The sequence below is a fragment of the Bacillus sp. UNC125MFCrub1.1 genome (assembly GCF_000701305.1).
Taxonomy (GTDB): Bacteria; Bacillota; Bacilli; order Bacillales; family Bacillaceae; genus Bacillus; species Bacillus altitudinis.
Genome location: NZ_JNIG01000010.1, coordinates 178,729 through 198,864 on the forward strand (window position 1 = coordinate 178,729; position 20,136 = coordinate 198,864).

4 protein-coding genes are annotated in these 20,136 nt (G+C 45.4%); 1 reads left to right on the plus strand and 3 read right to left on the minus strand.

What is annotated here, in order from left to right:
* The first annotated feature begins 51 nt into the window (after positions 1 to 51).
* On the plus strand, positions 52 to 966 hold the full coding sequence (locus tag N521_RS06255; RefSeq protein ID WP_008347299.1) for a DMT family transporter: 915 nt from the start codon (positions 52 to 54) through the stop codon (positions 964 to 966).
* Positions 967 to 1,004: 38 nt separating this feature from the next.
* On the opposite strand, the gene N521_RS06260 is transcribed toward N521_RS06255, so the two are convergent.
* The 3 genes from N521_RS06260 to N521_RS06270 are packed head-to-tail and all read right to left on the minus strand — an operon-like array spanning position 1,005 to position 20,106.
* Positions 1,005 to 1,745, minus strand: a complete 741-nt coding sequence (locus N521_RS06260) for a thioesterase II family protein (RefSeq protein ID WP_025206732.1) — start codon at positions 1,743 to 1,745, stop codon at positions 1,005 to 1,007.
* A gap of 6 nt (positions 1,746 to 1,751) precedes the next feature.
* Complete coding sequence (locus N521_RS06265) at positions 1,752 to 9,950, minus strand: non-ribosomal peptide synthetase (protein ID WP_035390488.1); 8,199 nt, start codon at positions 9,948 to 9,950, stop codon at positions 1,752 to 1,754.
* 13 nt (positions 9,951 to 9,963) lie between these two features.
* Positions 9,964 to 20,106 carry a non-ribosomal peptide synthetase gene (locus N521_RS06270; RefSeq protein WP_035390490.1) on the minus strand — a complete coding sequence of 3,381 codons (10,143 nt, stop codon included), beginning with the start codon at positions 20,104 to 20,106 and terminating at the stop codon, positions 9,964 to 9,966.
* Between the last annotated feature and the right edge of the window lie 30 nt (positions 20,107 to 20,136).

Consider the following 20,136-nt stretch of genomic DNA (forward strand, 5'->3'; position numbering starts at 1 on the left):
AGAACCGGTCAATTCAACTGAAGCATGCATGCTCGTGTAAGGAGAATTCTGATGGATATGTCAAAACAAAAAGCGTATGCTGCTTCGATCGCATACGCCTGTATAATTGGTTTTTCATTCTTGTTTGTCAAAGTGGCTTTAGCATCAGCGAATCCAATTGATGTATTGGCACACCGATTTACTGTTTCTTTTGCAGCGGCTCTTTTGTTATTTCCATTTTTACGAAAAAAGTACCGTTTTTCCATTCAATGGCGTGATCTCATTTACATTGTGCCATTTTCCTTGCTTTATCCTGTGTTGTTTTTTGCATTTCAAGTGTGGGGGCTGATGTTTACCTCTTCATCAGAGGCCGGCATTATTCAGGCGACCATCCCTATTTTGACAATGGTGCTTGCAGCATGGTGTTTAAAGGAACGTCCTACCTCGATTCAGGTGCTGTTTACCATTCTTTCTGTGTCCGGGGTGATGCTCCTCTTTGTGGTGAAGGGAATTGATGTGAAACATTCTCATCTCATTGGTTATGTGCTGATCTTACTTTCAGCCTTATCATCCAGTGCCTATAGCGTATTTGCCAGAGTGATGACACGGCGATTCCATGTCATTGAACTGACTTTCGTGATGACATTCTTTGGATTTGTCTTCTTTAATGCTGCTGCTCTCATTCGGCACTCGGTACATGCTACACTACCGCAGTTTTTCAGTCCGTTTACGCAGCCATCCTTTGTATGGTCTATGCTGTTTTTAGGCATTCTCTCATCACTGCTCACAGCGTATTTATCAAACTATGCTCTTTCCCACCTTGAAGCAGCAAAGGTGAGTATCTTTAACAATCTTTCTGCTTTCATTACCATTGCCGCTGGCGTGCTTATTTTACATGAAACGATTGATATGGTTCACCTCATCGGAGCTGTGCTCGTCATTGGCGGAGTGATTGGCGGGAATGTGGTGAGGAAGGGGAATTCATAAAGAAAACGGCCCTCGTTTGACAGGGCCGTTGTTTTCTTTTATTGGTTGATGAATTGCCTTTTTGTTGTCTGCTCAATGACATGCCTCATATGTTCTGCGAACCGCTCGAGGTGTGTGTTGATATACATGTGGCCTCCTTCGAAATCAGTGCGTTCGATGGCGTTTGCCCATGTTAGCCAGCCGGCTGCGTCTTCCATGCATTTTTTATCTTGCTTTCCGTTCAATAAATAAACGGGTGATTTAATGATCGTTTTGTCTGTGTGCTGGAAGGATTCTAATGCTTGATAGTCGGCACGTAAGGATGGTGTAAAGTAATCCATCATTGGCTTGTTCTCTAACAATTCTTTTGGAATCCCGCCCATTTCAGCGATATGCTGAACAAATGCTTCATTCGATAAATGGGTCAATATTTGTCTTTTTGTTTGCGGTGGCTGAATGGCAGAAATGACAACCGCTGCCGGATCGATGCCTTCCCTTTCTAGCAACTGAGTCAGCCTGTACACCACAAGTCCGCCCATGGAATGTCCGAACAAAATAAATGGACGGTTTAATTTGCCTGTCAGTCCTTCTTTATACAATTCAGCCAGCCGGTCAATGCTTGTTTCAAGCGGCATGAGGTTCGTTCCATGACCCGGAGGCTCTGCTGCTGTCACTTCGGCCGTGTCCTTCAGCTGTTCAAAGAGCGGACGGTAAGAGGCGGAATATCCGCCAGCAAAAGGAAAACAAATAAGCTGAATGAGATCTGATTTTTTTTCAAAGGTTTTAAATAATTGGTTCATACGTCCTTACCCCTTTACGATCGTTTCAAGAATCTGCGCAAGTTGATCTGCCTGCGGTCTTTTCATCATGGTCACATGGTCGCCTTTTATTTGATAATACGAGCACGTTTCTCTCGTGTAAGCTTCCCAATCGGCAAATTTCTTCTGGAAATCTGTGGCGTGATCGCTGCTTTGTATAATATAAAACGGCACAGAGAATGGGTCTTTTTCTAATTCAATGGCTTGTGACATGATGGTATTATGAGTCTGCATTTGCAAGTATTTATCTAAATAGTGATCATTCATAAATTGATGAACGACTTCATCCTTTTCTGCTTCTTTGAGGATTTTCTGCTTCACTTCTTGGAAGCTGAGCCCTTGTAATGCTTCTGGTTTGATGCCGACGAGGTTCCCCATACCTAGGACGAGGGCGAGCATTTTCACTTCTTCTTCGTTCATATCGGCATGAAGCGCTTGATCTGCCTCATCTCTTAATACCGGAACCGTATCTAAAATGATCAATCCTTTTGGCGCTTTTCCTGCATGACAGAGTCTCTGATTCATTCCGTAAGCAAGATGTCCGCCCATAGAATGCCCTGCCAAATAATCAATGCCTGGTCGATAGAATGTCTCAATGGCTTCAATAAAAATGGTGACAAGCTCTGTATAATGAAGGAATTGTGGTTCTTCATCCTCATATAAGCCTGGAGACTGCAAGGCGTAAACAGCTCCTTCATGTGTCATGAGCTTGGCCACATCGATATACCCCATCACCGTTCCACCAGCAGGCGGTGCAAAGAAAATTCTCGGTTCAGCCGGATCCCCTTTTTTCAACTCGATCGCATAGTCTTTCGGCGCTCTTTCGACAGGCTCGCCTGTTTCTGGCACTGTGTCCAAATATGCCGCTAACTGCGCTGGCGCTGGGTGCATGAAAATCCATTTTGGATCAACACGGACACCCTTTTCTTTTAATTTGGCAACGGCTTGAATACTCATAATCGAATCTCCGCCTAAATCAAAGAATGAATCATGAATTCCTACTCGTTTGACACCAAGCACTTCACTGAAAGCTGTCACAATCAGCTGCTGTGTTTCTGTTACCGGTTGATCGTCTTCATGTGAGGATGAGACTGCGTCTGTCGGCTCCGGCAATGCTTTTTGATCGACCTTCCCATTCGTTGTGACGGGAATTGCGTCAAGTACGATAAAGTAACTTGGAATCATATAGCCTGGCAGGCTTTCCTGTAAAAATGCTTTCCATCCGGGAACAGGCTCTCCTCCATCTGTGACAAGGTAGGCTGCCAGCCGTTTTGAGCTGCCGTACGTTTTGGCAATGACGGTACATTCTTTTACTTGTGGGTGTTTGAGCAGGGCTGTCTCAATTTCTCCACATTCAATTCGGTAGCCTCTAATTTTCACCAAGTTGTCTTTTCGGCCAAGGTATTCAATACTGCCATCAGACCGCCATTTCCCTAGGTCACCGGAACGATACAGTTTGTCGCCTTTTAATGCCGGGAATGGATTGTCAATAAACCGCTCCTCCGTACGCTCTGGGTCATGCAGATACCCTTTCGCCAGCCCTGTTCCGCCGATATAGATTTCTCCTTTTACGCCTGTTGGTACTGGATTGAGATGATCATCTAGTATGACAACCGTTGAGTTGGCGACTGGCACACCGATTGGCACTGATCTAGCATCCTCCGGTACGTGTGTGACTTGATAAGTGGTCGCTAATGTTGTGTTTTCTGTTGGACCGTAAGCATTGATCAGCACACCCTTCATATGCGGCAATGCCTTTCGTGCATGCTCACTAGACATGGCTTCTCCGCCAACAAGTAATGTACGGTATCCAGCTACACTTTTTGGATCATGCTCAATCAGCCGGTTGAATAATGCAGTTGGCAAACAGTTGGCTGTGACTTGATGCGTTTTGATTAACCGAGTTAATTCGTCCATATTCAGAGCAGCATATTTCGGGATCAGAACCAGCTGACCGCCACTTAGCAGCATTCCCCATAATTCAAAGGTAAAGGCATCAAATGCATAGTTAGACAGCTGAAGCATTTTATCTTCTGAACCAAGCTCAATATAGTTTGTTTCTTTCACTAAGCGGACCACACCTGCATGAGGAAGCATCACGCCTTTTGGTGTGCCTGTTGAGCCTGAAGTGTAGTTAACATAGGCAAGCTGGTCTTCTCCTACAATCGATTTTTCCCTTTGATACACTGCGTCTGTTTCTGGTAACGGCTTGTCCATTTCAATCTTTGTGCCGCTCAGATCGTCTAAACGATTGATCAGATGCGACTGGGTTAAGATGATATCGCTTTGTGTATCGCGAACGATCAGACCGATGCGGGCATCTGGATACTCAGGTGACATCGGTACATAAGCAGCACCCGACTTGACGATCCCTAGAACTGAGACCATCATGTCAAACGAACGATCAAACAGCATCGGGACAAGTGAACCTGGTCCAACGCCCTTTGATTGTAAATAGGCAGCCAGTTTTGTCGCCTTCTCGTCTAAATCTTGATACGTCATATGCTCTTCCATATAAGATACAGCAATCCGGTGCGGGTCACGCTGCACTTGTTCTTCAAATAATTCTTGTAGCGTACGCTTTGGATAAGGCGTGTCAGTTTGATTTTTCCCTATGATCATGGCATTCTGTTCTGTTTTGTCCATGACGCAAAAGTCAGCGAATGTCCGTTCAGGCTGAGCCGTCATGCCATCTAACAGATTGAGATAATAATTCATCATACGGTGGATCGTTTCTTGCTCAAATAAATCCGTATTATATTCCACATGGATAGACAGCTTGTCCTCCTGCTCAAATACATGCAAGGTGAGATCAAATTTAGAGACGGTATGATGGACCATCACTTGTTCCGATGTCAGTCCTTTTAGGTTGATATCCAGCGAATCAGTGACATACCCCATGGCGACTTGGAAGATCGGTGAACGACTTAGGTCTCTATCCATTGAAAGGTCATCCACAAGCTTGTCGAATGGATAATGCTGATGCTCAAAGGCTTTTAACGTCATTTCTTTCACCTTTGCCAGTAAATCGGCAAAGGTATTGGCTGTTGAAACGTCCTGTCTCAGCGCCAACGTATTGACAAACATGCCGACGAGCTTCTCTGATTGTTCGACATCACGGCCAGCGATCGGCGATCCAACAATGACATCTGTTTGTCCAGACAACTTGTGAAGCAGGACATAATAGGCTGACAACATCGTCATAAATAGTGTTGTCCCCTGCTGCCTCGACAAGGCATGTAAACGACGAACAAGCGGTTCATCTATCACGATTTGCTCTGTAGCTCCATTAAATGTTTGAACCGGCGGACGAGGACGGTCAAACGGGAGCTCTAATACCGGCAACTCTCCTTGTAACGTTTCTAGCCAATAGCTCTGAGCCTCATGGTGGTTCTTTAATTGCTCATTCTCCCAATGAACATAATCAGTCCATTCAATCTCAAGTGCAGGTAACTCAGACGTTTTCTCTGATAATAGCGCACCATACACGACTTCTAATTCTTGAATAAGCAGGCTGAGCGACCATGCATCGGAAATGATATGATGCTGCGCACAAAGCAAGTAATATTCCTCTTTCCCCATATCAACAATTGTCCACTGTGCAAGCGGTCCCCGTTCTAAGTCATAGATGCGGTTCGCCTCTTGCTGAATCAGCTGTTCCAATCTTCTCACTCTTGTTTTTTCATTAAATAATGAGAAATTCGCAACGGTTACTGATGGCGGAAGATCTTCACGGATGACTTGAACCGGCTTGCCGCCAATGGTTTGAAATGTTGCGCGCAGTGCTTCATGACGTTTTGTTAAGAGACCGATCGCTTTTGTTAACGTTTGGATGTGTAATTGGCCCATCAGCTTCCAAGCACCTAATATATTGTAATGATGGCTCTTTTCTAATGTAGATAAGAACCAAATTCGCTTTTGAGCATGTGACAGCTCATAGCTTGTTCGTTTTTCCAGCTTTGGAATGCTGGCTTCCTGAATGGCTGGTGCTCCATTGATGTCATCGACCATTTGTGCCAAGTGTGCCAGATTCTTGCTTTCAAACAATATTTTTAGCGGTGCCTTTATTGAAAACTCATGATTAATACGAGAAATCGTTTGAGTGGCCTTTAATGAATGTCCACCAAGATCAAAGAATTGATCCTCTTTGTACACACGATCGACTTCTAAAATATCCTCCCATATGGCCGCAAGCACCTGCTCTGTCTTCGTTTCTGGCAATTGCTTTTCAAACGGCTGTGCGTGTTTGTGATGGAACTGTTTGAGGGCTTCGTGATCAATAGAGCCATCTTGTTTTTTCGGTATATCTTCCACTTGCCTGATGTCCCATTTCCCCTCTATGATGTCTGTGATCTTGTCAGCATCCACTTCTTTGCCTGATTGCACCGTATAGTACAGTTTCTTTTCAAAAAGCGGCATTGGTGCTGGTTGAAGATGTTCAGCGATTTCTTGATTCGCCCCATCTAGGCCGATAAATAGATGCGCTTCATTCAGCCGAACACCTAGACATAATGAATGGAGCCCTTGTTTTTTTCCAATCAATTGAAAGCCCTTGCGAACGGTTAGCGCAGCCCCAGTATGTCCCTTAGACAAACCAAGATTATCCCACATACTGAAATTCAACGAAATCGCTCTTCTTCCCTCATGATAGGTAAGGTCATGTGCGAGTCCATCTAAAAAGCTGTTCGCCGCAGAATATGCACCAAATGTGGTGCCGCCAAAAAAGCCATTCACTGATCCAAAAAAGACGAGTGGCACTGACGGATCATGCTTGAAGGCTTCTTGCAGCACCCAAGCACCATCTGCCTTCCCTGAAAGTTCTTTGACGAAATCTTCTTCTGTTGTATGAGCCAGTGTGTACGTATCCACATGCTGAAAGTGCTCAGATACATTGCCAGCACCGGCTAAATGAAGCGCTCCTCGGATCGACTGTCCGAAATGCTTTTCTGCTTCATAAATCGCCTGCTCGACGTCACATAAATTCGTCACATCGGCTTGTACATAAAGGACGTCTCCCAGATCTTTAAGTTGTGAGAATGACGCCTCTTTTTCTCTGTCTTCTTCAAGGGATGTCCGTCCAATTAACACGAGCTTCAAGCCAAATTGGAGCATTTGCTTAGCCAGTTCAAATCCAATACCGCCAAGCCCGCCAGTCAGCAAGTACAAGCCTTCATATTCTAAAAACCCTTCTGTCTGAGGTGCCGTCATCATATTCACTTTTTCCAGCTTTGGTACGAGACGCTGGCCATGCCGGTAAGACACTTCTGCTTTCAAATGAATCGCACCTAGTTCGTCCGCAATATGCTTGGCATCCTGTTCCACATTCTCCGCTTCAATATCAAGGTGAGACACTTCTGCCCCTTCCCATTCTTGCGGGATGGTTTTTAATAATCCGGCAAGAGACGTTTTCTCCACATGAAGCTCATCTTGCGGTTTTACCAATTGACCACCTTTTGTGACAACAACGAGACGCATTGGCTCTTTATTTTCTTGTCTCAATGCTTGATACAAATATAAAATGGATTGGCTGGTGCTTGCATTCAGTTCTTTGAACTGCGCAGGGCTCGCAATCATCTCCTTATCTGACACATTCCACAAGTGGAGCATACGGTCAATCTTTAATTCATCGGCTTCAAGCGCCGCCACAAGCCTGACGTAATCCCCTTTGATACGAGGGTTCATCTGATACATCCCTTTTGACAGGCGTAAAAATTCATGACCCTTTTTCACAGAAACAAAAGACAGGTTCATTTGTTCAAATTGTGTATAAAGCGATGGATAAAGCCCTTTTTCATCCTCAAATACGAGTACATGATCAGTGGATACCGGCTGAGATGGACCGATATTCTCTTTTACCCAAATACGTTTAAAGAACCAATCTGGGAGGGTTTGTTCATTTTCCGAAGCAAGATCAAGTGCACGTTCAATGTCATGAAACACCCCATCTTTCAGTGCCGCACCTAGTTGGGCACGTTGGATTTTTCCGCTTTCTGTTTTCGGAAATTGGTCTTTTTTCACCGGAATGATGTGGTCAGGTTCGATTCCCATTTTGCGAATGATGCTCTCTCTAATCTGCTGAATCATTGTGATTTGATCCTCTATCGAATCCTTCTGCGTAACAAAAAAGACGGCGAGTGTGTCATTACTTGATTCGGGATTGTAAATGCCGTACGCAGCGGCAAATGTGACTTCAACCCCCTCAACTTCTTCCACAACGGCTTCAATTTCGTAATTCAAATAGTTCGCTCCGTTGATGACGATGATGTCCTTTTCCCGCCCTGTGAGGACTAGGCGCCCTTCATGAATAAATCCTAAATCTCCTGTATGAAACCAGCCGTTTTCTGCAAATACTTCTTCATTCGCTTCCTCATTTTGATAGTAGCCCATCATAATCGTTGGACTCTTCACCTGCAAGCGGCCGACTTGATCTTCTGGCAGCACTTGGTGATGCTCGTCTACAATCCGAATCCATACAGAAGGGATTGGTGCACCGACTTCTGTAAAAGTCATCTTGTGCGGATGATCGTGCGTCACATATTGAATCTCACTTGTTAATGAGGTCTGATCAATGGTCAATTGTCCACCCTGATCATCATGACGCATGAATTCTTTTGACTGGACAATGGCTGATGATGTTTCTGACATACCATAAGCCGGCACCATCGCATGGCGGCTTAATCCGTGCGCACCCATGATGTGCATGAAACGCTGCGTCACTTTAGGAACAACTGCTTCGGCGGCGTTCATGATATAGGTCAAGGTGGAGAGATCCCAGCTCCCTTTGCGAATGTCGTCTTCATATTCATTCATCATCGCAAAGGCAAAGTTTGGTGCCCACGTTCTTGTGACACCGTATCTTTCTACCCAATCCAGCCACACCATCGGCCGTTCGATAAATTGATCAATGGATGGACTAATTTGCTGGCAGCCGAGGTAGACATCATGGACATGAAACATGACAATGCCCCCTACATGATCAAGCGGCATCCAGTTCATGGATACATCCTCATGCGTGAAACCATTTGCCTGCTCAAAGGAAATGATTCTAGATAAAATGCTTTGATGGTTGTGCCGGATACACTTTGGCACACCCGTACTTCCTGAGGACAGCAGCTGAAGCACAGGCTCATCCGGCTCTGGCTCATAATGCTGTTCATCTGGATCACAGGCAAGTAATGTTTCGATTGTTAAAATCGGAATCGCTTTTGATTCAAATGTTTCACGCAGTCCTGCAATGTCCTCAGCACTCGCTTCGTTTGTAATAATGAATGGCTCATTTTGCAGCTGAAACACGCCCTTGAGCTTGTTCACGCCTTGATTCATTTCATCATACACCGGCGGTACAGAGACTGGGGTTGGAATGATTCCACCGAGAATACAGCCCCAGAATACTGTGATAAAATCTTGATGATCTTTCAATTGAAGCAGCACTTGATCGCCGTTTGAAAGTCCGGCTGCCCTTAATCCAGATAGGACACGTTCCGCTCCTGTGAGCAATTCCGGGTAAGTCTGGATCACCTCATGACCGCCTTCTTTGAGATACGTGACTCCGCGATTTGGTGACATAAAGGCGGCTCGGATCAGTACCTCTGTCAATGTGACTGGTGTACCAGGTTTTCTAATCACATCACCTCCATAAACAAGAGCTGGTGGTTTTTCTTGTGCGGAGGATTGTATGGTTTGGCTGACTTCATCTTTTGAAAACGATTCGTTTCCATTTGTACGCTGTCTATCTGGGAAGAGGTCATCTAAATGATAGGGTGTTTGTTTTTCTGTCTGACTCTCTATCAAAACGGCTGCTTCCTCTACTCCATCTATGGCTTTCGTGCGCTCTTCTATCTTTCTTCGTTCCTCTTCATCTAGTACATCAATGGCAAGCAGCGCCTCGGTATCGACCGCTCCACTTTCTTTTCGCGGCAAGGAAGGGACGAGGACGAGTGCGGCTGGCACTTCATCAGGATGAAGCGGGCCTTTCATCAAATCCTCTCTTTTCAGCGAAGGGTCCTTCGCCTGTGCAAAAAGCACAAGCGATAGGCCTCCTTCTTGATTTTTCTTCGGGATGAGCGCACATTCCTTTAGTGGAAAGTGAAGCATGAAGACTTTCTCTAATGCTTTGAGATCGATTCGTTTTCCATTGATCCTGACAATATGATTTGCTGTATTTCCTTTTCGTCTACTAACTAGCATTCTTCTTCTCCTCCTACATCCAATCCAAAATCTGAATCTTGATTTCTTCCGTCCAAACGCCGACATCCCCTGTCGGATAAAGGTATTCGCCTGTTTGATGTTTGAATGGATGCGGAATTTTATGCGCCTCCATCCAATCGGCTAGCTCTCCAAAAAGTGCTTTGATCTCTTTTGCGCCGATAAAAATATCTCCAGGAAATCCAATCGGCATGAGCTGATGTTCTTCATTCAGGACATATATTTCCGTTTCATAGGCAGGATCATGTACGCCTGCATAAACTTCTTCTTGGTCTGGGTATAGCACGCTGACACATGCGTTTTTCGCCCAATCACTGATCATCCGCTCTTTTTCCTCACTTGTCACAAGTGTGAAGGAAGATAGCGGCGTATCCACTTGTTCTGTCATGGCTTCAAGTGTGTGAATCAGCTGCTGCATCAGCGTTTGTATTTGCTTTTCTGTATATTGATTTAAGTTGTATGTGATCCGAAGCTCCAGCGTATCTCCCGGCACTGCGACAAGGGTTAAGTCATAATTTGTTTCTTCATGACTGGCGATGTCTAAAATGCGTACGCCATACGGCTCAATGGACTCAATCGGATAGTTTTCAAACACGACAATGCTGTGAAACAATGCCTCTCCATTTGGAATTTCCGTCATCTGCTGAATATCTGGCAGTACGGTATACTCGTATTCTCTCATCTGAAAAACGGTTTCCTGTGTATGGGCGAGCAATCGTGCAATCGTCCAGTCCGAATGGATCGGTAAACGAAGCGGCAATGTGTTAATAAAGAGCCCTGTCATGCTTTCCACTTCTGGTAAGTCGGCTGGCCGGCCAGATACGGTCACCCCAAATATGACATCCTCTGCGCCCGAATGAAGGTGCAAGAGTAGTCCCCACGCTGATTGAATCAGTGTGCTCATCGTGACCTTCTGCTTGCCAGTCATCTTCTCCAGCTTCTGCTGCATCTCTGGCGTCAATTTGACGCTGGACTGCGCCATGCTTACTTCTTGGTCTAAAGCATGTTCTTCGCCGTCTCCTGGAAGCGGTGTCGCTTCCTCTACGCCTGACATATAACGCTGCCAGAATTCTTGCGCCTTCTCTTGATCCTGCTTTTGCAGCCATTCGATAAAATCTTTATATGGACGGACTGTAGAAAGACTGATCTCTCGTTCGTCCACAAGAGAGCGATAAAGCGCAAAGGATTCCTGAATAAAGCTGAACAAACTCCATCCATCGATTAAAATGTGATGAAAACTAAAGACAAACGTGCATCTTTCCTCATCACAACGGAATAAAGCAATCCGAATCAGCGGTTCATCTATATGGTCTAAATTGAAATCCTTTGAACGATCAGATACTAAAAAGTGTTCGATTGTCTCTTCTTGCTCCTCGTCACTCAGGTGGCGCACATCGTGCTGAGTGAGGTGGATGCTTCCTTCTGATTGAATGAACTGAACAGGCTCCTTCAGCCCTTCCCAAGCGAATTTTGTTCTCAAAATGGAATGACGTTCTACAAGAAGATTCCAAGCTTGTTCATAGGCATCGCCGTTTGTTAAGCCTTCGAGTGTCATATGCACCTGACCAAAATAAGCTTGTGAGTCTTGATCTAGCAGTGCATGAAACAGCATTCCTTGCTGCATTGGAGACAGCGGATACACATCGACTACATTGTCTGGAAGTTCATCTATTTGCTTTTGCGTGAGCTGAACCATCGGAAAATCAGATGGTGTAAAGCCGCCGCTCGTTTCAACACAATGCGTCAAGATGATCTCCATTTTTTCTTTAAAACGTTCAGGTAACAACCGCACCTCTTGATCTTGCAGCAGTTCTCGATTGATCATAAAGTTCATCTGCAACTGACCATCTGTCACATATCCATACACATCGATCAAATGCTGTCTTTCTGCTTTCGGATCGTGAACATGTCCATTTCGTTCGTCTGCTATATAAAGCTTGGCTTCGCCATCTGCCTGATCTAACTGACCGAGGTAATTAAAGCTCATCTGCGGCGTTACCGTTTTGAGTAAACGAGATTCTGTCATATATTGAAGCAAACCGTAGCCGATTCCCTTTTGCGGCACAGCTCGTAAGGTTTCTTTGACGTCTTTGATTTGTCTTGCAACATCGGTTTGAATAAAAGGAATAAAAATAGGATAAGAGCTTGTAAACCAGCCGACTGTCCGTGACAAATCCATCTGTTCAAATAAATCCTCGCGTCCATGCCCTTCTAACGTGATGAGCATTGGCTTTCCAATTGCTTGCGTGAGGCCTGATAACAGTAAATCGTTAATCTCTGTTCGGTATGCTTGTGAGGCCTGTCTAAGTAACATATCTGTTTGTTCCTTTGTGAGCTGAACCGACAGGATCTCTGCATGTTCTTCTATATTAGAAAGCGCAGGCAGTTGGAAAGGAGAACCTTCTTCCTCTTGATCCTTGATTTTTTGCCAAAAAGAGGCCTGCGCTTGTAATTGATCTGTTTGTGCATATTCATATAAGGCATCTGCCCACTGCTTATAGGAGGCGGTTTTTTTCGCAAATATGATGTCCTGCCCCGAAGCAAGCTGTTTCAATCCATTTAGTACATCTTCTTGTATCATGCGCCATGATATGCCATCCATGACGAGATGGTGTGCAGCAATAAAGAGCTCAGACGTGTCTTCACCTGTATGGAAAAGAATCGCTTTGATCACTTCTCCGCGCTGTAATGACAATGTTCCTTGACAGGCACTTGTCTCCAAGCGGATTTGTTCCCGTGCTTCCTCTTGAGACACATCCGTCACATCAAAGAATGTGACACAAGGTGTGACACCAGGCTCACGAATGGTTTGAATCCATGTGCCATCTGCCTCTTTTGTATATATAGCTCTCAGCATATCGTGATGATCGACCAGTTTTGAAAGAACCTGTGTTAACTGTTCATGTGGAACAGATCGCTTCATTTCAATATGCGCCGATAGATTCCAATAATCTTGATTGGTCATCGATTGCTCAAAGAACCATGATTGAATCGGGAGAAGACGAACCTCTCCTGTCACAGGTGATTGATCATAGACCGTAGAGACCTCTGCCTTTCTCATGGCTTGTGCGAGTTGTGAGATGGTCTGTTTTTCAAATACATCTCTCGGCTGGATGACGTAGCCTTCCTGTGCTAAGCGTGCCACCATTTGTATGACAATAATGGAATCTCCGCCAAGCTCAAAGTAGTTATCATGGACGCCAATAGAAGGAACGCCTAGCAGCTGAGACCACACTTTTTCTAACACACGTTCTTCCTCAGTAGCTGCTTTGTCAATGGCTGTTTCTACTTCTTCTTGTCTCCACTCTGGCGGGGGAAGACGCTTTTGGTCTACCTTGCCATTTGGCGTGAGCGGTAATTCATCCAGCTCTATTAATAGGCTTGGTACCATATAATCTGGCAGGATGTCTTTTAAGTTTTTGCGAATGTCTTGCGTGGTCATGCCGCCTTTTTGGACAAAATAACCGATCAATCGCTTATGACCACTCTCATGCTGATGCGGGATAACGGCACATTCTGTGATGTCATCAAAAGTCAGCATAGCGGCTTCAATTTCTCCACATTCCACGCGGTGTCCGCGAATTTTCACTTGATGATCGATTCTTCCAAGACAGTCAATGATGCCATTTGACAGCCAGCGGCCCATATCGCCTGTTTTATATAAACGCGCTCCTTCTTGGAAAGGATGCGGGATAAATGATGATGCTGTTTTTTCTTCATCTCCAAGGTAACCAAGTGCTAGCCCTGTGCCGCCAACGTAAATTTCGCCGATGACGCCTTGCGGAACTGGCTGCATTTGGTCATCTAATACATAAGCTTGTGAATAAGCAATAGGCTGTCCAATCGGGACCGTCGCCTGATCTTCTTCCAGTGCTCGAATGTGATGCACACAGGAGAATGTTGTATTCTCTGTTGGTCCATAACCATTTAAAAGCCCTTCAGGCAAATACGGTAGTGCTTTTCGGATATGAGCGGCTGATAAGGCATCTCCGCCGATCAATAATGCATGAAGTCCAGATAAAGCTTCTGGATGTTCTTCTGTTAAACGGTTGAACAGCGGCACAGTCAGGAACCCTGTTGTAATCTGATAAGTTTTTAGTGCTTCCGCTAATGTATCCATTGATAAAATGGTATTTCGATCCGTCAGTATGAGCCTTCCCCCGTTTAAAAGGGCACCCCATATTTCATACGTAAATGCATCAAAAGAGAAGCTAGCGATTTGTAAAATGCGCGTTTGTTCATTAAGGGTGACATAGTCTGTTTCACACACAAGCCGGACGACCGCTTGATGCGGGATCAGTACTCCTTTTGGCTGTCCAGTTGACCCCGATGTGTAATTGATATAAGCAAGTCCATCAGGTCTTAGTGCAGCGGGCATGACCTCTGCTTCTGGTAAAAATTCTTCATACCCTTGATCAAGACAAATGAGTTCCGTTTGATGGATGGATACTTTTTTCAGCCATTCATTTTTTGTCAGTAAAAGCTGAATCCCTGTATCTCTCAGCATATAGTCAATGCGTGCATCTGGATATTCAGGATCAATTGGCACATAGGCCCCGCCTGCTTTCACAATGGCCAGCACCCCAAGAATCATTTCAGGCGATCTGTCGATGAGCAGTCCAACTGGTTCATGCGGCGTCACGCCTCGCTGCTGCAAATAGGCTGCTAGACGATCGACTTTCTCATGTAACTCTTGGTACGTCCACTCATCTCCCTGGAACTCGAGCGCCACTGCATGAGGTGTCTTTTTCACTTGCGCTTCAAATCGTTCCGTCATGAGTAACGGACCTTTTGGTTGATCAGTCTTTCCGCTCCATTCATAGAGCAATTGATGCTTTTCTTTCTCTGGCAGGAAATTCACTTGTCTGATCGGCAGCGCTGGATTTTCACAAATTCCTTCAAGCAGGTGCTCGTAGTATGCAAGGAATCGCTCCATCGTGTCATCAGAAAATAAATCCGCATGATACTCAAGTTTTAACTGAAGACCTTCAGCTCCTTCAAACACAAACAAAGAGAGATCAAATTTCGCTGTATCATTATCTTCAATGGCTAAAACTGACGTCGCCTCCCCCATTGGAGAAGCTTCAAGCGGTAGGTTTTGCAGAACAAACATAACTTGAAACAGCGGCTGCTTACTGGCATCACGGACAATATTCAATTCATCGACCACCATCTCAAACGGCACATCCTGATGTGCATAAGCACCGACGGTTGTCTCCTTCACTCGCTCTAATAATTCCGTAAAGGCTGGATTCCCGCTATGGTCGATCCGAAGCGCCAATGTATTCACGAAAAATCCGATTAAATGCTCCATTTCCGTTCGATTTCTCCCAGCAATGACCGAGCCAATGACAAACTCATCCTGTGAAGACAATCGATGTAAAAGTGTAGAGAAAGCCGACAGCAAGGTCATATAAAGTGTGCTGTCTGTTTTCTTAGATAGCTCATCAATCTTTTCAGACAGTGACTTCGACAGTTGATATGTTTTCGTCTTCCCTTCGTAGGATTGAACGGCCGGCCGCGGATGATCATACGGCAATACCAAATCTTCAACAGGTGCCGCAAATTGCTCCTTCCAATAGGTAAGCTGCTTATCTAGTGGCTCTCCTGTCAAATACTCCTTCTGCCACAGTGCGTAATCCGCATATTGAATTGGCAATGCCGGCAAGTGCGGCTCCCGCCCTTCGATCGCCGCTGTATACCACTCGGATAATTCTCTTGCAACAATGCCGATCGACCAGCCATCTGACACGATGTGGTGAATGGACATCAGCAAGATATGCTCTGCGGGTGAAAGTCGAATCAGCTTCACTCGAAAGAGCGCTTCGTGTTCTAATTGAAAAGGTGTGGATGCCTCTTCTTTCGCCCATTCAGCCGCTTTTTGTTCTTTCTCTTCCTGTGACGCTATGCCTGAAAGGTCCATCACCTCAAGCTCTGGAAGGGCCATCTGTTCATGAATGACCTGTACCGGTTCATCCCCGCTCATCGTAAAGGACGTTCTGAGCGATTCATGTCTTTCCACCATATGATGCAGACTTTCCTGAAGCACCTTGATATCTAAAGGCCCATTCATCCGAAACGAAATCGTATTATTGTAAAATGGCAGATCCGGCTCTAATTGATAGAGGAACCACTGTCTTTGCTGGGCATAAGACATCGGAATTTCCTGACCCTTTTCCATTTTTCTCATCGGAATCACTTCATCTGCTTTGGCATTTGAATCGATCCAGTCTGCTAATTCTCCGAGTCTCGTATGTTCAAACAACACAGCAAGTGGCACGTCAAACCCTGTTTTTTGTCTAACCGCAGACAGCATTTGCGTCGCCTTCAGCGAATGACCTCCTAGTAAAAAGAAATGATCGCCGCAGCTGACATCCGAGACATCGAGCAACTCTGACCAAATGTGTGCGAGCAGTTTCTCCGTTTCTGTGTGAGGTGCTCTGTTGTCTGAATCCATTCCGCTTTCCTCTATTAATTCATGAAAATATGCCTCGTCTGGCGATCCATCTTCTGTTTCTTTCCAATATTCCTCAGGAAACAAATGCACGGCATATTCACCAGATAGACGGGACTGTAAACACGTATGAATCGATTGATAAAGCCGCTCTTCCACCGCCTTTGTTTGATCAGTTTTGAAAAAGACGTAAAAGGTCTGCTCTGTTTGCATCTCCGCATCCGCATGGATCATCTCGTGAATCTCTTTCTTCGATCGATCCAATCCCGTATAAATGAGCGGAGCATCTGTCATCAGACATGCGAGCATTGTTTGGAAGCCTGCCTGCTTTGAAATTGGTAGATAACCTCTTTCTTTTAACATGCCTTTTATCATGGAGCCTTCACTCATTCCAATCTCGTCCCACATGCTGAAACTAAAGCAATATGGCTTCACTGTAGATGTCAGCTTCTGATAATGAGCAAATTGTTCCACGAACTCATTGGCAGCGCAATAGGCGCCGACAGTCATACCGCCCTTTAGCGTTCGGGCTGACGAGCTGGAAAGAAATAAAACATTCCTGCGTTTGGAGGCAGCTTCATGAAGCGCAATCGTTCCATATACCTTCGCTTCGTACATGTCATTCAGAGACACAGATGTCATATCAGCAAGCAGTTCTTCTTGAATAATACCTGCGAAATGAATGATGCCATCCAGCCTTCGATTTCCGGCGACCTCATGTCTAGAGATGATCGCTTCTACCTCTTTTTCAGCCGTGATGTCTGCTTTCTCATAAAGAACCTTGCCGCCATGCACTTTTGCCTGCTTTTCTAGCAAAGACAATGTCTCTTGCTGGTCACTAGAAAGTGCCTCTCTCTCTTTCCTTCCAAGCAATACGAGATGTGCTTGATAAGATGTCAGTAGGTGTTCACTGACTAAACGGCCAATTCCGCCTAGCCCGCCTGTTATGACATAAAGCCCAGATGATTCAAATGGCGGCTCTTTCCTTTTCTGTTCCTTTTCCAAATGAAGAGGTGCTAAAAAGGGAATATAACGAACACCTTGACGATAAGCAGCAACATGACGGTCTTGGTCATGTGTGAGTTCTGCCATCATCGCCATTGCATGAGAATGACTAGATACCGATTCTGCTAGAGAAAAATCAAGACATTGCACCTTGATAAACGGCCATTCATGCTGAATTGCTGTCATCAGTCCTACTGTCGTTGCTTTTTCTACATCGTGGATATGATCCCCCGGCACATTCATCGCATGGGCTGAGACAAAAGTGATGGCCACCTGCTCCTCATAGACGGAAATGGCTTTTGTTAAAAATAATGCACTCATGCTGCCCGTTTTCTGCGCTTGTTTTGCCTTGGACACATAAAGCTTGTCTTCTTGGTTTGTATAGTTCCAAAGGTGAATGATGTGTTTCACCGAAACGCCATACGAACGGAGCGTCTCAAAGAGTTGTTCGTAGTCAGACGGCCGATTCGGGTGGATGATGAAGTGAGTGTGTGTGAGTTGTTTGAACGCTTGACCCGGTTCAACCGTAATGTATGTTTGTTCACTGTTTGCAAAAGATTTCAATTGATCTGCCAGTCCTAATGGATCTGCAAAGATCACAACGTCCCCTATGATCTGCTTGTCAGCTGCATCAAGTGGAGCAGGTATCCACTTCTTTTGATAACTCCAATCAGGCAAGGTATGTTCATTTTCAAGTCTCATGTCCATTTCCATGATCATTTCATCAAATTCGCCTTCTTGCCATCTTGTCTTGAGCTGTGCCCTTTCTATTTTTCCAGAGCTTGTTTTGGGAAATGCATGCTTCTGGACAGGAATGATGCGAGATGCAGACAAGCCCATTTTTGTTGCAATATGGGATTTAATGTGCTGACTTGCCCTCATAATATAAGCTGGCTCATACAGCTTCGGTGTAAAAAAGAGAATCAGTTCATCGGATGCAGAAGCCTCCATTCGGACGGAACAAGCAGCCACAAAGCTCGTTTCTACTCCCGGTACTTCCTCTGCTATGGCTTCAATTTCATAGTTGTGATAGTTTTTCCCGTTGATGATAATCATGTCTTTTTCTCTACCGGTTAGTGTCAGCCTTCCTTCGTGCAGGAAACCTAAATCACCCGTGTGAAACCAGCCATCCGCTTGAAATACTTCTTGATTCGCTTCGTCATTCCGGTAATAGCCCTTCATGGTGGTTGGACCTTTTATTTGCACACGGCCAATATGATCTTCTGGAAGAAGCTCATGCTGATGATTGACGATGCGTATCGTGATACCTGGAATCGGTTTGCCCAACTCTGTAAAGCTGACGGTTCCTGTCTCACGTGCTTCTGCTGGTCTTAGCTGCTCTGTCAGCGACGTTTCCTCAAAAGTCAGAACCCCGCTGTTTTCATCTCCACGCTCAATCGCAAAGGAAAACACAACCGCTGATGAGATTTCAGACATGCCAAAAGCCGGTCTGATCACATCTCCCTTTAAGCCGTGCGGAGCAAGCAGGTGTAGAAATCGGTGGATGGTTTTTGGCACGACCGCCTCTGCCCCATTGATCATGCAGGTCATCGCCGACAGATCCCAAGATCCTGATGAAATCTCTTTCTCATAATCATTGATCATCGCAAATGCAAAGTTAGGTGCCCACGTCTTCGTTGCACGGTAGCGGTCCATCCAGTCAAGCCACCGCAGCGGCTGAGCGATAAAGTCATCTGTTCTTGCCCGAATCTGCTCGCAGCCTGTGTACACATTGACAAGGTGGAACATCACGATGCCACCAATATGATCTAAAGGCATCCAGTCTAACGAGACATCCTCTTGTGTAAATTGATTTGCTGCCACTGTTCCTTTGACGTTCGCCAGCACACTTCTATGGGAATGCTCTACACACTTTGGCATCCCTGTACTTCCAGACGTTAAGATAAAGAAGACGGAATCATCTGGCGCGGCAGGGTGAGCGGCTGTATCTCTTTCTAATGTCAGCATCGGCTCAACTGCTGCGACACGTAATTGGTCTGTATGCCACAGTAAGGCTAACCCTTGCACCTCCTCGATCAGTGAGTCATCTGTTAGGATGAGCGGATGCTCGAGCAGCTTCCAAGCGTGATGAAGCTTCTTCACTGCAGCATTCATCTCCCGATAGGTTGGGGCAGCCGACACAAGCGTTGGAACAAATCCGCCTAATACACATGCCCAAAAGGCAGTGACCATGGCATGATTCGATGAGAATTGAAAGAAAACAGGATCGCCTGCCTTAAGCCCCAGTGCCCTTAAACCAGTCAGAACCCTCTCGGCGTCCCCTTGTAACTGCGCATAAGATTGTGTGAGTTCGTTCTTGCTATTCACGATATACGTAAGCCCATTTGTCGTTTTTGCAGCCTCTGTTAAGACTTCCTGTAAGGTCTGTGCGCCTTGTGTGACGTCGAGATCCCCTCCATAGGAAAGAGCGGGCGGCATATCGGCCAAAGCAGGTACAGCCTTTTGCGTCTGTATCGCTTCCGCTGCGGCCTCCTGCTCAATGTGCTTGTCGAGAAATAAATGAGAGAGGTGATACGGCCGCGGTCGAATGGTTTTTTCACGTGAAAAAACAGCGAAGCGTTCGATTTCGTTGGTTTGTAAAATGGTTGTCTTTACATCTTGTAAAATCGCATCCATTGATTCATGTCTACTCGTTTGGTTAATGGTTGATGGTTTCATATGAGTTCCTTTCCTTTTTTGTTAGGCAGG

Coding starts and splice junctions, on each gene's coding strand:
- N521_RS06270 (WP_035390490.1), bottom strand. CDS start 20,106: ATGAAACCATCAACCATTAACCAAACGAGTAGACATGAATCAATGGAT.
- N521_RS06255 (WP_008347299.1), top strand. CDS start 52: ATGGATATGTCAAAACAAAAAGCGTATGCTGCTTCGATCGCATACGCC.
- N521_RS06265 (WP_035390488.1), bottom strand. CDS start 9,950: ATGCTAGTTAGTAGACGAAAAGGAAATACAGCAAATCATATTGTCAGG.
- N521_RS06260 (WP_025206732.1), bottom strand. CDS start 1,745: ATGAACCAATTATTTAAAACCTTTGAAAAAAAATCAGATCTCATTCAG.